Origin of the sequence: Amycolatopsis rhabdoformis (assembly GCF_035918295.1) — a bacterium.
Lineage (GTDB): Bacteria > Actinomycetota > Actinomycetes > Mycobacteriales > Pseudonocardiaceae > Amycolatopsis > Amycolatopsis rhabdoformis.
The window spans coordinates 14,034-27,862 of sequence record NZ_CP142149.1; the positions used below are offsets into that span (position 1 = coordinate 14,034).

14 protein-coding genes are annotated in these 13,829 nt (G+C 72.5%); 6 read left to right on the forward strand and 8 right to left on the reverse strand.

The window, feature by feature from the left end:
- Positions 1 to 41: 41 nt before the first annotated feature.
- The 5 genes from lipB to lpdA form a co-directional block, all read right to left on the reverse strand.
- Positions 42 to 785, reverse strand: a complete 744-nt coding sequence (gene lipB / locus VSH64_RS00065; protein ID WP_326569491.1) for a lipoyl(octanoyl) transferase LipB — start codon at positions 783 to 785, stop codon at positions 42 to 44.
- The gene (locus VSH64_RS00070) at positions 782 to 1,405 is read right to left on the reverse strand and encodes a phosphatase PAP2 family protein (protein WP_326569492.1); all 624 of its coding nucleotides are present in this window, start codon (positions 1,403 to 1,405) and stop codon (positions 782 to 784) included. The genes lipB and VSH64_RS00070 overlap by 4 nt, the downstream gene beginning before the upstream one ends.
- The gene (locus tag VSH64_RS00075) at positions 1,402 to 2,283 is read right to left on the reverse strand and encodes a TIGR01777 family oxidoreductase (protein WP_326569493.1); all 882 of its coding nucleotides are present in this window, start codon (positions 2,281 to 2,283) and stop codon (positions 1,402 to 1,404) included. The genes VSH64_RS00070 and VSH64_RS00075 overlap by 4 nt, the downstream gene beginning before the upstream one ends.
- Positions 2,284 to 2,693: 410 nt before the next feature.
- Positions 2,694 to 4,508 (reverse strand): 2-oxoglutarate dehydrogenase, E2 component, dihydrolipoamide succinyltransferase, encoded by a 1,815-nt coding sequence (gene sucB / locus VSH64_RS00080; protein WP_326569494.1) that lies wholly within the window; start codon positions 4,506 to 4,508, stop codon positions 2,694 to 2,696.
- A 56-nt stretch (positions 4,509 to 4,564) separates the two neighbouring features.
- A complete protein-coding gene (gene lpdA / locus VSH64_RS00085) occupies positions 4,565 to 5,938 on the reverse strand; it encodes a dihydrolipoyl dehydrogenase (RefSeq protein WP_326569495.1) in 1,374 nt (457 codons plus the stop codon).
- 180 nt (positions 5,939 to 6,118) lie between these two features.
- Here lpdA and VSH64_RS00090 point away from each other — a divergent pair, with 180 nt between their 5' ends.
- Positions 6,119 to 6,463 (forward strand): oxidoreductase, encoded by a 345-nt coding sequence (locus tag VSH64_RS00090; RefSeq protein WP_326569496.1) that lies wholly within the window; start codon positions 6,119 to 6,121, stop codon positions 6,461 to 6,463.
- Here the strand turns inward: VSH64_RS00090 and VSH64_RS00095 are convergent.
- Complete coding sequence (locus tag VSH64_RS00095) at positions 6,460 to 7,446, reverse strand: SMI1/KNR4 family protein (protein ID WP_326569497.1); 987 nt, start codon at positions 7,444 to 7,446, stop codon at positions 6,460 to 6,462. The two genes, VSH64_RS00090 and VSH64_RS00095, sit on opposite strands and share 4 nt — an antisense overlap.
- Positions 7,447 to 7,512: 66 nt before the next feature.
- On the reverse strand, positions 7,513 to 9,015 hold the full coding sequence (locus VSH64_RS00100; protein WP_326569498.1) for a leucyl aminopeptidase: 1,503 nt from the start codon (positions 9,013 to 9,015) through the stop codon (positions 7,513 to 7,515).
- A gap of 102 nt (positions 9,016 to 9,117) precedes the next feature.
- On the opposite strand from VSH64_RS00100, the gene VSH64_RS00105 reads away from it, so the two are divergent.
- Both VSH64_RS00105 and VSH64_RS00110 read left to right on the forward strand, forming a co-directional pair.
- Entirely contained in the window at positions 9,118 to 9,975 is an 858-nt protein-coding gene (locus VSH64_RS00105; protein WP_326569499.1) for a sulfatase, read from the forward strand.
- Complete coding sequence (locus VSH64_RS00110; protein WP_326837856.1) at positions 9,968 to 10,594, forward strand: DUF402 domain-containing protein; 627 nt, start codon at positions 9,968 to 9,970, stop codon at positions 10,592 to 10,594. Before VSH64_RS00105 ends, VSH64_RS00110 begins: the two co-directional genes overlap by 8 nt.
- Before the next feature lie 127 nt (positions 10,595 to 10,721).
- On the opposite strand, the gene VSH64_RS00115 is transcribed toward VSH64_RS00110, so the two are convergent.
- Positions 10,722 to 11,027 carry a hypothetical protein gene (locus VSH64_RS00115; RefSeq protein WP_326569500.1) on the reverse strand — a complete coding sequence of 102 codons (306 nt, stop codon included), beginning with the start codon at positions 11,025 to 11,027 and terminating at the stop codon, positions 10,722 to 10,724.
- A gap of 112 nt (positions 11,028 to 11,139) precedes the next feature.
- On the opposite strand from VSH64_RS00115, the gene VSH64_RS00120 reads away from it, so the two are divergent.
- From VSH64_RS00120 to VSH64_RS00130, 3 genes are all read left to right on the forward strand, one after another.
- Complete coding sequence (locus VSH64_RS00120) at positions 11,140 to 12,243, forward strand: branched-chain amino acid aminotransferase (RefSeq protein ID WP_326569501.1); 1,104 nt, start codon at positions 11,140 to 11,142, stop codon at positions 12,241 to 12,243.
- A 298-nt stretch (positions 12,244 to 12,541) separates the two neighbouring features.
- A complete protein-coding gene (locus VSH64_RS00125) occupies positions 12,542 to 13,639 on the forward strand; it encodes a glycosyltransferase (RefSeq protein WP_326569502.1) in 1,098 nt (365 codons plus the stop codon).
- A gap of 21 nt (positions 13,640 to 13,660) precedes the next feature.
- On the forward strand, positions 13,661 to 13,828 hold the full coding sequence (locus VSH64_RS00130; RefSeq protein WP_326569503.1) for a hypothetical protein: 168 nt from the start codon (positions 13,661 to 13,663) through the stop codon (positions 13,826 to 13,828).
- Position 13,829 lies beyond the last annotated feature (1 nt).

Below are 13,829 nucleotides of genomic sequence, written 5' to 3' on the forward strand. Positions count from 1 at the left end.
ACGCGGGTGGCGGGCTTTCCCGGCCCACCACCCGCGTTCGCTCAGTTCTGCAGGGCGAAGGTGACGCCGGGCGCCGACGGCGCGTCCGGGCGCGGCAGCCAGCGGTCGTCGCGCACCACGAGCTCACCCTCGAGCGCGGCCAGCACGGCGTCGCGGGCCATCGGCAGCACCTCGGCCACGGTCACGTCGCGCTGCAGCTCGTACGCCAGCGATGTGACGCCGGCGTCGCGGATGCCGCAGGCCACGATGTTGTCGAACGCGCTGAGGTCGGCGTTGCAGTTGAGCTCGAAGCCGTGCATGGTCACGCCGCGCTGCACGCGGATGCCGATGGCGGCGATCTTGCGCTCGATGCCGCGGTCGTCGGCCGGGATCCACACGCCGCTGCGGCCTTCGACGCGGCCGGTGTGCACGCCGAGCTGCTCGCACACCACGATCAGCGCCTCTTCGAGACGGCGCACGTAGTGCATCACGTCGATCGGGTCGGCGAGCTCCAGGATCGGGTAGCCCACGAGCTGGCCCGGCCCGTGCCAGGTGATCTTGCCGCCGCGGTCCACGTCGATCACCGGCGTGCCATCGGCCGGCCGGTCCTCGGGCTCGGTGCGCTTGCCCGCGGTGTAGACCGACGGGTGTTCCAGCAGCAGCAGGGTGTCGGGTCCGGTCCGGTCGGCGCGCGCGGTGAGGATCTCCCGCTGCAGGTCCCAGGCCTCGGTGTAGTCGATCGTGCCGAGCTCCCGGACTACGACGGGTTCGGTGGCGGCACGGCAGGAATCGGTCGAAGAACTCACGCGTCGAGGCTACGCCGGTCGGGCTCGGGAAAGGGCACGAGCCGCAGTGCTGTGGCCGACACCAGGCCCGCTCCCAGCACCGCGACCGCGGCGCCGATCGTGTCCGTGACCCAATGCACACCCAGCACGATCCGGCACGCGGCCGCCACCGCGGTCGCGGCCACCGCGATGCCGACGGCCCAGCGCACGAGCCGCGGCGCGAGCCACCCGCACAGCAGCACCACGACCAGGCCGGTCGTGGCCACCGACACGACGTGCCCGCTGGGGTAGCTCAGGTCCGGGTACTCGCGCGGACGCCGGCGCTCGAAAACCGGTTTGAACACCACGCTGATGAGCCGGCAGACCAGCAGCACCACGGCGAGCTTCAGGCACAGCTTCACGTGGCCCCGCAGCGCGAAGGCGAGCAGGACGACGCCGAGCACCCACGGCAGCACCGGCCCGAGCACGTTCGTGACCACGCCGGCGACCGCTCCGGCCGGACGCGTGTCCTGGCCGCGTAACGCGTTGGCGACCTCCACGTCGATCTGCAGCGGTTGGCGCGCCACGAGCAGGCCGAGCACCACGAACGCGGCGAACAGGACGGTTCCCGTGACCAGCCAACGCACCCGCGGCACGGTCATGTCGCGGCGGCCAGCGCGCTTTCGAGCGTGCGGTGGCGGAACTCGTAACCCGTGTGCTCGAGCCGGCGGGGGAGCGCGCGTTGGCCGTACAGCGCCATTTCCTCGCCCGCCTCGCCGAGCACGGCCTTGAGCGCGAAGCCCGGCACCCACCACGGCGCGGGCCGGCTCACCGCGTGGCCGAGGGCCTTGGTGAACTCGGCGTTGGTCACGGGCGCGGGGCCGCAGAGGTTGACCGGGCCGGCGAGCGTCTCGTGCTCGAGCGCGTGGACGATCCCGCCGACCTCGTCCTCGAGCGCGATCCACGGCATGAACTGGCGCCCGTCGCCGAGGCGGCCACCGAGCGCGAAGGAGAACAGCGGCCGCAGCACGTCGAGCAGACCGCCCTTGCGCGCGAGCACGAGGCCGGTGCGCAGGTGCACGACGCGGGCGTTCTTGTCGGCTTGCGCGGTCGCGTCTTCCCACGCGCTGCACAGCTCGGCCAGGAACCCGCCGCCGGCCTGCGCGGTCTCGTCGACGACGTGCGACCCGGTGTTGCCGTAGAACCCCACGGCGGACGCGTTCACGAGCGTCGGGATTCCGTGCTCGGCCACCGCTTCGGCCAGCACCTCGGTCGGCTCGACGCGGCTGTCGAGCAGCACCTGCTTGCGCATGGCACTCCAGCGCCCGGGCAACAGCGGCGCGCCGCACAGGTTCACCACGGCGTCGACCCCGTCGAACGCCCCCTCGTCGATCCTCGCCGCCGGCGGGTCCCACCCACGCTCGTCGGCCGCCTCCGCCTCCCGGCGCACGAGCCGTCGCACGTCGTGGCCGGTTTCGCGCAGCCGGGTTGCCAGTGCGGTGCCGATGAGGCCGCCGGATCCCGCGATGAGTACCCGCATGACTGAGATCGTGTCCTATGCGGTGGAGGACCGCACGCCCGGGCGGTGGTCGGCGGGCGTCGGCGCGGGGAACGAACGGCTGTCGTTTCGGTGCCGACCGTCCCCACCCGATCGGGTTGTGGACAACTGTCGGGGTGGGCTGCTTTTTGTCCGTTTTTGTCGGGGGTGGGCGATAGAATGGACTTGGGGACGGCCCCCTCAGGGAGGGCGGGGCTGTGTTCTGGCGGGGCTGTGTTCTGGCGGGGCTGTGTTCTGGCGGGGCTGTGTTCTGGCGGGGCTGTGTTCTGGCGGGGCTGTGTTCTGGCGGGGCTGTGTTCTGGCGGGGCTGTGTTCTCCGGACGAACGGCGAAGGCCCCGCACCCCCGGGCCGGGAGTGCGGGGCCTTCGACAGAAGAGCTACCCGAGCCTGATCAGAGGCCCAGCTCGTCCTCGAACTTGCCTTCTTCCAGACGCTGCTTGATCGTCGTGAGGAAGCGGCCGGCGTCGGCGCCGTCGACCAGGCGGTGGTCGTACGTGAGGGGCAGGTAGACCATCGACCGGACGGAGATGGTGTCGTTGCCCTCGGCGTCGGAGACGACGACCGGGCGCTTCACGACCGCGCCGGTGCCGAGCATGCCCGACTGGGGCTGCACGATGATCGGCGTGTCGAACAGGGCGCCGTTGCTGCCCAGGTTCGTGATGGTGAAGGTGCCGCCCGTGAGCTCGTCCGGCTTGATCTGGTTGGCGCGGGCGCGCGCGGCCAGGTCGGCGATGCGGTGGGCGAGGCCGGCGAGGCTGAGCTCACCCGCGTCGTGGATCACGACCGAGAGCAGGCCGCGGTCGGTGTCCACCGCGATGCCCAGGTGCACGGCGCCGTGGTAGGTGATCTCCTTCGTGTCCTCGTTGTAGGACGCGTTGACGTTCGGGTGCTGCTTCAGCGCCTCGACCGTCGCCTTCGCGAAGAACGGCAGGAACGTGAGGTTCACGCCCTCGCGCTCCCGGAAGGCCGCCTTCGCGCGCTGGCGCAGCTTGGCGATCTTGGTCACGTCCACCTCGTGCACCTGCGTGAGCTGCGCCGAGATCTGCAGCGACTCGCGGGTCTTGGTGGCCGTGATCTGCCGGATCCGGCTGGCCTTCTGCACCGTGCCGCGCAGGGCGGCGACGTCGGGCGAAACCGCCGCGGCGCGCGGAGCGGAAGCAGCGGCCGGAGCCGCGGCCGCCGGGGCTGCCGGAGCGGCAGCGGCGGGCGCCGGGGCGGCCGCCTTCTGCTTCGCCTCGGCCGCGGCGAGCACATCCTGCTTGCGGATGCGGCCGCCGACCCCGCTGCCGGTGAGCGTCGCCAGGTCGATGTCGTGCTCGGACGCGAGCTTGCGCACCAGCGGCGTGACGTACGGGCCGTCGGCGGAGCCGTTGTCCTCGGACTTGGCCGCAGCCGGAGCAGCGGCCGGAGCGGCAGCCGGGGCCGGAGCCGCGGCGGGAGCCGGCGCAGCAGCCGGAGCGGCCGGAGCCGGGGCGGGAGCCGCCGGAGCCGGAGCGGGCTTGCTCTCCTGAACCGGAGCCGGGGCCGCAGCAGGCGCCGGGGCGGCCGGAGCCGGGGCGGCGGCCGGAGCCGCACCCGCGTCACCGATCACCGCGAGCACTCCGCCGACCTCGACGGTCTCGTCCTCACCGGCGCGGATCTCGAGCACCGTGCCGGCGACCGGCGAGGGCACCTCGGTGTCGACCTTGTCGGTGGAGATCTCGAGCAGCGGCTCGTCGACGTCGACCGAGTCGCCGACCGCCTTCAGCCAGCGGGTGACGGTGCCTTCGGTGACGCTCTCGCCCAGCTCGGGCAGCTTCACCTCGGTGCCCTGGCCACCCGACGCCGGCGCGGTGTCCGGACGCGACGGGGCCTCGGCGGCGGGCGCCGGGGCGGCCGCCGCCGGCTCGGGTTCGGGCGCCGCCTGCGGCTCCGGGGCGGCTTCCTGAGCGGGTGCCGCCGGCTCGGCGGCGGCGGGAACACCACCGGTGCCGTCGTCGATCACGGCGAGCTCGCCGCCGACCTCGACGGTCTCGTCCTCACCGGCGCTGATCTTCACCAGGGTGCCGGCCACGGGGGACGGGACCTCGGTGTCGACCTTGTCGGTGGAGATCTCGAGCAAGGGCTCGTCGACCGCGACGGTGTCGCCTTCTTGCTTCAACCACCGGGTGACGGTGCCTTCGGTGACGCTCTCACCGAGCTCCGGCAACGTGACGGAGTAGGCCATCGTTCGCTGACTCCTCTTGATCTGTAAGTCTTGTGTTGGATTCTGCTGGTGAGACGTCAGCTGTGCACGTGCAGCGGCTTGCCCGCGAGGGCGAGGAACGCTTCACCGAGGGCCTCGGTCTGGGTGGGGTGCGCGTGGATGAGGGGGGCGACGTCCTCCGGGAACGCCTCCCAGTTGTAGACCAGCTGCGCTTCGCCGATCAGCTCGCCGACGCGGTCGCCCACCATGTGCACGCCGACGACGGGGCCGTCGGGCGCCTTGACCAGTTTCACGCCACCGGAGGTCTTGAGGATCTGGCTCTTGCCGTTGCCGCCGAGGTCGTAGGTGTAGGTGGTGACGTCGTTGCCGTACTTCTCCTTGGCCTGCGACTCGGTGAGCCCGACCGAGGCGACCTCGGGGTGCGAGTAGGTGACCCGCGGGATGCCCTTCTCGTCGATCACGCGCGGGGCGAGCCCGGCGATCTCCTCGGCGACGAAGATGCCCTGCTGGAAGCCGCGGTGGGCGAGCTGCAGGCCCGGCACGATGTCGCCGACGGCGTACACGTTCGGGAGGTTGGTGCGCAGGCGGTCGTCGGTGAGGACGAACCCGCGGTCGATCTGCACGCCGGCTTCCTCGTAGCCGTGGCCCGCGGAGTTCGGGCCGCGGCCGACGGCGACCAGGAGCAGGTCGGCGTCGATGGTCTCGCCGGATTCCAGCGACACGCTCACGCCGTTGTCGTCCTGCTTCACGCCGGTGAACCGCACGCCGGTCTTGAAGGCGATCTTGCGGCGGCGGAACGCGCGCTCGAGCTGCTTGGACGCGAACTCGTCCTCGGCCGGCACCAGGCGCGGCAGGGCCTCGACCACGGTGACGTCGACGCCGAAGGAAGCCCAGACGCTCGCGAACTCCACACCGATCACACCGCCGCCGAGCACCACGACCTTCTTCGGCACCCAGTCGAGCGCGAGCGCCTGCTCGCTGGCGATGACGCGGCCGCCGAGCTCGAGGCCGGGCAGGGTCCGCGAGTACGACCCGGTGGCGAGGATGACGTTCTTGCCGGTGTGGCGCACGCCGTCGACCTCGACGGTCGTGCCGCCGACGAACGTGCCGGTGCCCTCGACGAGGTTCACCTTGTGCGCCTTGGCCAGGCCCTGGAGGCCCTTGTACAGACGGGAGACGACGCCGTCCTTGTACTTGTTGACCCCGGCGATGTCGATGCCTTCGAACACGGCCTTGACCCCGACCGATTCGGCCTCGCGAGTCTCGTCGGCGACTTCGGCTGCGTGGAGCAGGGCCTTGGTCGGGATGCACCCTCGGTGCAGGCAGGTCCCGCCCAGCTTGTCCTTCTCGATCAGCGTGACGGAAAGGCCCAGCTCGGCCGCGCGGAAAGCCGCGGCGTAGCCGCCCGATCCGCCTCCCAGGATCACAAGGTCGGCGGAGGTGTCGCTCACTTCAATAACTCCTCGGCAGCGGTAGGGGTGAAGCTCGGTTGTCGCGCAGCCCCGGTATAACCGCGCGCGCGACACCAGCCATCTTGTCACTACGCCGATCCGGCCGACCAACCCGGCCGTGCGACACCGACCACACCTGATCGTGGGAATAATGGAGTTCGTACTCCTGCAGGAAGAGAGGTGGTCGGAGTGGGGATCTTCGACTCGCTGCGCCGGCGAGGCCGAGGCGGCAGACGTCCGGGAACGATGCGCAAAGCGACCTCCGAAGACACCCGTCACCTGGACGAATGGGCCGAGTCCAGGCGCGGCGTCGAGGCCTACGTGGAGCCCCGCACCACGGTGACGGAAACCACTGTGGTCCTCATCGCCCACGACGGCGAATGGACGCGCCGGCGCATCGGCAGCCTGCAGGCGGCGCTGCACTTCGGCGAGAAGCGCTCCATCCCGGTGTACGAGGTGGCGCGGGTCGGTTACCCGAAGCGCATGCGCGAGTACACCGAGCGCAAGAAGCGCGGCCAGGCCTAGCGGCTCGCCTCGAGCAGCCCGAGGTGGTGCTCGAGCAACGCGCGGAACGTCGGGTGTGCCGTGCTGCCCCAGGCGAGGTCGACCTCCACGGCGTGGCCGGTCGCGGTGAGCAGCACCACAGCCGGCTCCGAGACGATCACCACATCGCCGTCGGCGCGCAGCTCGCCGGCGGGCAGCAGACGGGGGAAGACCACGTCGGCCGGCAGGCCGTCGGCCGTGCGCAGGAACTCGCGGTAGCCCTCGGGCAGCCGGGTCGCGAGCCGTCGCTCGGCCGAGGCGATGGCCTCTTCCGTGGCCGGCGGCGGCGCGGTCTGGCCGCGTTCGCGCGCGATCGCGGCCACGAGCTCGGCCCAGCTGCCGGGCCGGGTCGGGTAGCGCTCGCGCAGCGCGGCGATCAGCGCGGCGGCGCACCGGCCGGGCCAGTCCGGGCCGAGCCCGAGCGGATCGGCGCCCGCCACCAGCCGCGCGGTCAGTCCGCGGGTGGCGGCCAGGGTGGCGACGTCGGGTGCCGCGTGGCTCGCGGTGAGCTCGGCCCACGCCGCGAGGTCGCCCTCGGCCAGGGCCGTGCGCACCCGGTCGGGGCGGCCCGGCGCCAGCGCGGACACGACCCCGGCCACCGGGGAACCGTCGAACACACCGTCCAGATCGGACACCCGACGCGCCAGGAACGCTTGGTGCGCGCGCTCTTCGGCGTCGAGATCGAGCGGTACGAGCTCGTCCGCCCACTGTGGACGGTCGCCGCGCGCCTCGAACAGCATCGCCCACGCGCGTGCTCGCACGGCGTCGTCGGCCAGCTGCGTCACCGGCCGGCCGGTGACCGCGCGCCAGTGCGTGACGAGGCGGTCGGCGTCCTCGGCGGGCCCGGCCCCGGTGCCCGTGGTGGCGAGCAGCAGCGCGGCGTGGCCCACGCGCCGGTCGAGGGTGGGTTCGTCGCCGGTGAGCACGTCGCGCACCGCGGCTTCGAGGTACGCGTCGCGGTCCATGGTCGTGAGGGTGCCACAGACGAAGGCCCCCCACCGCGTGCGGTGAGGGGCCTTCGGAAAAAACCGTCAGCCGCGCTCGGCGATGTCGGCCAGCACCGCGGCGATGGTGCGCACGGGGACACCCGTGCCGCCCTTGCCGGTGTAGCCCCACGGGCCGCCGGTGTTGAACGCCGGGCCCGCGACGTCGATGTGGGCCCACGGCAGGCCCTCGGCCACGAACTCCTTGAGGAACAGGCCGGCGGCGAGCATGCCGCCCCAGCGGTGGCCCGTCACGTTGGCCAGGTCGGCCAGGCGCGAGTCGAGGTCGGCGCGCAGCTCCTCGGGCAGCGGCATCGCCCAGCCGCCCTCACCGGTGGCCTGCATGATGCCGGCGACGCGGTCGCGGAACTCGTCGGAGCCCATCACACCGGCGGTGCGGTTGCCGAGCGCCACGACCTGGGCGCCGGTGAGCGTGGCGGTCTCGATCAGGTAGTCCGGGTTCTCCTCCGCGGCGCGCACCATCGCGTCGGCCAGCACCAGACGGCCCTCGGCGTCGGTGTTGAGGACCTCGACGGTCTTGCCGCCGTACATGGTCAGCACGTCGCCGGGCCGGTACGAGCTGCCCGAGGGCAGGTTCTCCGCCAGCGGGATGTGCGCGGTGACCTCGAGCGGGTACTTCAGCTTCGCCGCCAGCACCACCGACGCGAGCACGGCGGCCGCGCCCGACATGTCGGAGGTCATGTGGTCCATGCCGGCGGCCGGCTTGATCGAGATGCCGCCCGAGTCGAACGTGATGCCCTTGCCCACGAGCGCGACGCGCTTGCTCGCCTTGGCCGGCTTCCAGCCCACGCGCAGCAGGCGCGGCGGGCGGGCCGAGCCGCCGCCGACACCGAGGATGCCGCCGAAGCCCTTGCGCTTGAGCTGCTTCTCGTCGAGCACCTCGAAGTCGAGGCCGTTTTCCTCGGCCAGCTTCTTCGCCCGGTCGGCGAACGAGGCCGGGAACAGGTCGTTGGGCGGGGTGTTGATCAGGTCGCGCGTGATGATCACCGACTCGGCGATCGCGGTGGCGGCCTTCAGCGTGGCCTTGTGCTCGCGCGCGGTGCCGTCCTCCGGGTTCACGAAGTCGGCCTTGGCCAGCGGGGCGTCGCCCTTCGCGGAGCGGTACTCGGTGAAGGTGTACGCGCCGAGCACGAGGCCCTCCACCGCGGCCTGCAGGTCGAGCGCGGAGAGCGTGACGACGGCGCGCTCCGTGCCGGCCAGCGCGCGGCCGGCGGCACCGGCGGCACGGCGGACCTGCTCGGCGGTCACGGCGCCGTCGGTGGCCTTGCCCAGGCCCACGGCCAGCACGACGCCGGCGGCGAGCTTGCCCAGCGTCGGCAGCTTCACGACCTGCTCGGCCTTGCCGGTGGCGCCGAGCGTGGCGAGCACCTCGGCGAGCTTGCCGTCGAACGCGGTGTCGGCGACCGCGGCGCCCGCGGCGAGCGCCGGACCGTCCTCGCCCTGGACGATGCCGATCACGACCACGTCGGCGCGGGTTTTGGCGAGCGCCGCCTCGGTGTTCTCGGTGAGGGCAAGCTTCGGCACGGTCACTTCTGGCTCCTCGCGCGTTCGCGGTGGTACCGGGCCACGGGCCCGGCCGGATCGTGAGCCATGCTAATGACACGTGCGGCCGGACGTCGGAAGGGGACCATCGTGCGACTCGGGGGCGGGCTCCTCGTCGTGCTCGCGGTGGGGGCCGCGGGGGCCGGTTACTGGGTGCTGGCGGGGGTGGTGCTGGCGGCGATCGTCGCCGTGGCCACGGCCCGGCTGCCCGCGCTCGGCGACACCCCGGCCGAGCGCTGGACCGGCGGGGTCACCCGGCTCGCGCTGGTCGCCGCGCTGGCGATCGTCTTCGGCGCGTACGTGGTCCCGGCCCGGCCGGCGTACGCGGCGGCAGGGCTCGTGGTCGTGGTCGCCGCGGCCGATTTCGCCGGTCTGAAGCTGCCCGCCGTGCTCACGCGCTGGCTCACGGTCGTGCTGATCGCGGCCGCGGTGGTGCTGATTGGGTTGTGCGCCGCGGTCGCGCCGGTGGTCACCGCGGCCCCGATCGCCGCGCCGAACGTCGCCGGGATCGTGGTGGCCGCGCTGGTCACGCTGCCCTTCCTGCTGCCGGTGGCCACCGACCGGGCGCGGTCGCGGGCGCTCACCCTCGGCGGGCTGGCCGTGCTGGTCACGGTCGTGGCGTTGGTGCAGCTCGGGCCCGATCGGCTCGGGCTCTCGGCCACCTCGATCCGCGACCTGCTCTACGCCGCCGACGCGGGCCAGCTGCAGACGCTGCTCACCGTGGTCGCCGTGCTCGCGACGGTGCCGGCCGCACTCACCACGGTCACCGACGCGCGCGAGCGATACGCACCGGACAAGGGCTGGGTCGCCGCGGCCGGTGCGGTGGTCACGCTGGCCGCGGTGCTGTTCGTCCCGCCGTACGCCGTGCTGGTCGTGGCCGGGCTCGGCACGGTGCTGGAACTCGTGCTGCGCGCCCGCCGCTACCGTGAGGCCCGTGCGCGTGAGTGATCACCGGTGGGAGCCGGGGGAGACCGTGGTCGAGCGGTTCCTGCGGCCCGACGGCAGCATCGGCCAGCACCACCCGCTGCGCGTGGTCTCCGACGACGGCCGGGTGCTGTTCGGCTGGCTGCCCGTGGACACGCCGATCGTCGGCAGCCGGCTCGCCGACGGCCGGTCGATGCGCGAGGCCCCGCTGGAAGAGCGCTTCCGCGTGCCGCGGGTGCCGGTGGCCGACACCTGGCGCGGCACGTCGACGCTGCGGATGATCCCCGAGGGCCAGTGGTCGTCGGTGTGGTGGTTCTTCGAGCCGGACGGCACGTTCCGCGACTGGTACGTGAACCTCGAGGTGCCGCTCGGGCGCACCGCGACCGGGCCGGACCGCATCGACGGGGTGCTCGACGTCGTGGTCACGCCGGGCGCGGGCTGGCGCTGGGACGACGAGGACGAGGCCGAGGAGGCCCTCGCCGTCGGCCGGCTCACGCGTGAGCAGCTCGACCGGCTGCGGGCGGAAGGGGAGCGGATCGGGGCGCTGGCCGACGCGGGCGCGTTCCCGTTCGACGGCACGCACACGGACTTCCGGCCGGACCCGTCGTGGCCGGTGCCGGCCCTGCCCGCCGCGCTGCTCTGATCCGAGGGCCGGGCTGATCGGGCGCTGCTCCGGGCCGCGCGCTGCGCCGACCGCTGTGCTGATCAGTGCTGTGCTGATCGGCGGCGCGCTGAACCGAGCTGGGCCGGATTCGGGCCGAACCCGCCGCTCAGAGCGCGACGAGCAGCAGGATCCCGGCGAGCACCACGTTCACCACGAGCAGGATGATCACCGACCGGGTCGGCAGGTTCCGCGCGAACACCTGTCCGTGGAGGCTGCGCCACCAGTAGATGCCGAAGCCGGCCGCGACGAGGCCCAGGAACGCCCCGAACCCGCTGCTCAGCAGCGCCCAGCCGTCCATGGCGAGCAGGCCCGCGCCGAACGTCAGCAGGACAGCGGTCGCGAAGGTCTTCACGTCGAGGCCCGTACCCGGCTGCGCGGGTCGGCGGGACGAGGAGGTCGCTGGGAAGCTCACCCGACCATCGTAAGGGCATCGGCCCCTCACGCACCGGCCACGCGGGTACGCGGCGTGTGAAACAGGAGGTCTTCCGACTAACGCGCCTCCGACCAAGCGCTAAAGTTGGGCCATGACGACAGCGCCCCAGTTCTCCCGAGTCCCGCACCCGAACCCCGCGACTCCCGAGCGCGTCGCCGAGGTACTCGACAAGCCCGGGTTCGGTCTGTACTTCACCGACCACATGGTCACCGTCCGCTGGGACGAGGAAAACGGTTGGCACGACGCCAAAGTCGGGCCCTACGAGCCGTTCTCCCTCGACCCGGCCACGTCGGTCCTGCACTACGGCCAGGCGATCTTCGAGGGCCTCAAGGCCTACCGCCAGGCCGACGGCACCATCGCCGCGTTCCGGCCCGACGCCAACGCCGAGCGCTTCCAGGCCTCGGCCGAGCGCCTCGCGATGCCGCAGCTGCCCGTGGAGACCTTCCTCGAGTCGCTGCGCGAGCTGATCGCCGTCGACGAGCGCTGGGTGCCCACCCGCAAGGGGGATTCGCTCTACCTGCGGCCGTTCATGATCTCGACCTCGACCGGGCTCGGCGTGAACAAGCCGGCCACCGAGTACCTGTACACGCTCATCGCCTCGCCCGCGGGCTCGTACTTCGCCGGTGGCGTGAAGCCGGTGAGCGTGTGGCTGTCCACGGAGTACGTGCGCGCGGCCCCCGGCGGCACCGGGGCGGCGAAGTGCGCCGGCAACTACGCGGCGTCGTTCGTGGCGCAGGCGCAGGCCGTGGAGAAGGGCTGCGACCAGGTGGTGTGGCTCGACGCCGTGGAGCGCCGCTGGGTCGAGGAGATGGGCGGGATGAACCTGTTCTTCGTCTTCGGCTCCGGGGCCGACGCCCGCGTGGTCACGCCCGAGCTGTCGGGCTCGCTGCTGCCGGGCATCACGCGCAAGTCGCTGCTGAAGCTGGCCGAGACGGCCGGCTACCGCATCGAGGAGCGCCGCGTGTCCACCGACGAGTGGGAGAAGGCCGCCGCCTCCGGTGAGCTGACCGAGGTCTTCGCCTGCGGCACGGCGGCCGTGATCACGCCCGTCGGGCACGTGAAGCACGCCGGCGGCGAGTTCACGATCGGCGACGGGCAGCCGGGCCGGATCACCATGAAGCTGCGCGGCGAGCTCGTCGGCATGCAGGAGGGCGACCTCGCCTTCCCCGACGGCTGGATGCACCCCATCGCCTGAGCCTGATCCCGAAAAGGGCCGCCCGGTTTTCCGGGCGGCCCTTTTTTGGGGCTCGGTCGAACACTGAGCGTGACTACTTTGGGGACGTCAGCTGGAGGGCGACGGGACGGGGAAGTCCCAGTTCATCGGGTGCGTCGACGTGCGGTTCAAGGTTGGATCTTCACTCACAAGGGTGAGTTGTTGAAGATTCACGTAGCGTTCCGTGTTCTCCGGCGACATACGTGCCGAGCGTGACGGCCACCTGGAGCCCGCGCCAACCCGCAGCTCCGAGCAGCCGCTCCGACCCGGAGGCCCCCGCATGTCCGCACCCACCCTGGCCGAACCGCGCCCCGGCCGACACCGCTCCGGCGGCGTGCGGGTCGTGGCCCTGATCCCGGCCCACGACGAGGAAGCGCAGATCGCCGCCACGATCGCCGGCCTGCGGGCGCAGGAGCGGCCCGTGGACGAGATCGTGGTCGTCACCGACAACTGCGCGGACGACACCGCCGCCGTCGCGCTCGCCGCGGGGGCGAAGGTGCGGGCCTCGGTCGGCAACCGGCACAAGAAGGCCGGCGCGCTGAACCAGGCGCTGGCCTGGCTGCTGCCGCGGCTCGACGAGGACGACGTGATCCTCGTGCAGGACGCGGACTCAACTTTGGACCCGCAGTTCGTGCGCGTCGCGCTCGGTCACGTCGAGCGGGGCTACGGCGGGGTCGGCGGCGTGTTCCGCGGCGGGCCCGGCGGAGGGTTCGTGGGGCACCTGCAGCGCAACGAATACGCCCGCTACGCCCGCGACGTGCACCGGCTGCGCGGCAAGTGCCTGGTGCTCACGGGCACCGCGGCGATGTTCCGCGTCGGCACGCTGCGCGAGGTCTCGGCCGCGCGCCTGGCCGGCCCGCTCCCGGCGGGCGACGGCGCCGGCGGGATCTACGACACCACCGTGCTCACCGAGGACAACGAGCTCACCTTCGCCCTGCTGCACCTCGGCCACCGCGTGATCTCGCCGGCCGCGTGCACGCTCGAGACCGAGGTGATGACGACCTGGCGCGAGCTGTGGCTGCAGCACCTGCGCTGGAAGCGCGGCGCCGTCGAGAACTGTGTCCAATACGGACTCACGCGGATCACCTGGCGGTACTGGGGCCGGCAACTGCTGACCCTGGCCGGCGTGCTCGTGTCCCTGGCGTACCTGGCGACGATCGTGGTCGCCCTGGGGCACGGTGGTCTGCACCTGCAGCCGCTGTGGCTCGGCATTTCGGGGATCTTCGTGGTGGAGCGCGTGGTGACCGTGCGCTACCGCGGCTGGCGCCGGATGCTGCTCGCCGCCTCGATGTACGAGCTGGTGCTCGACTACTTCCTGCAGGCCTGTCACGCCAAGGCCTACGCCGACGCCCTCCTGCGCACCCGCAAGAGCTGGTGAACCAAACCGAAGGGGAACGACATGTACCAGAAGATCGGCGCCGCCGGCGCGGCCGGAGTGACCGGCGGCCTGGCCTCCACCGGGGTCGGTGTGCTGTGGCTCGTGCTGGCCGGGTTCGCTTTGCTGGCGGCGGGGATCGCGCTCCTGCGGGTGGTCCCGGTCCTGCGGCGCCGGTCGGCCGAGCGCTGAC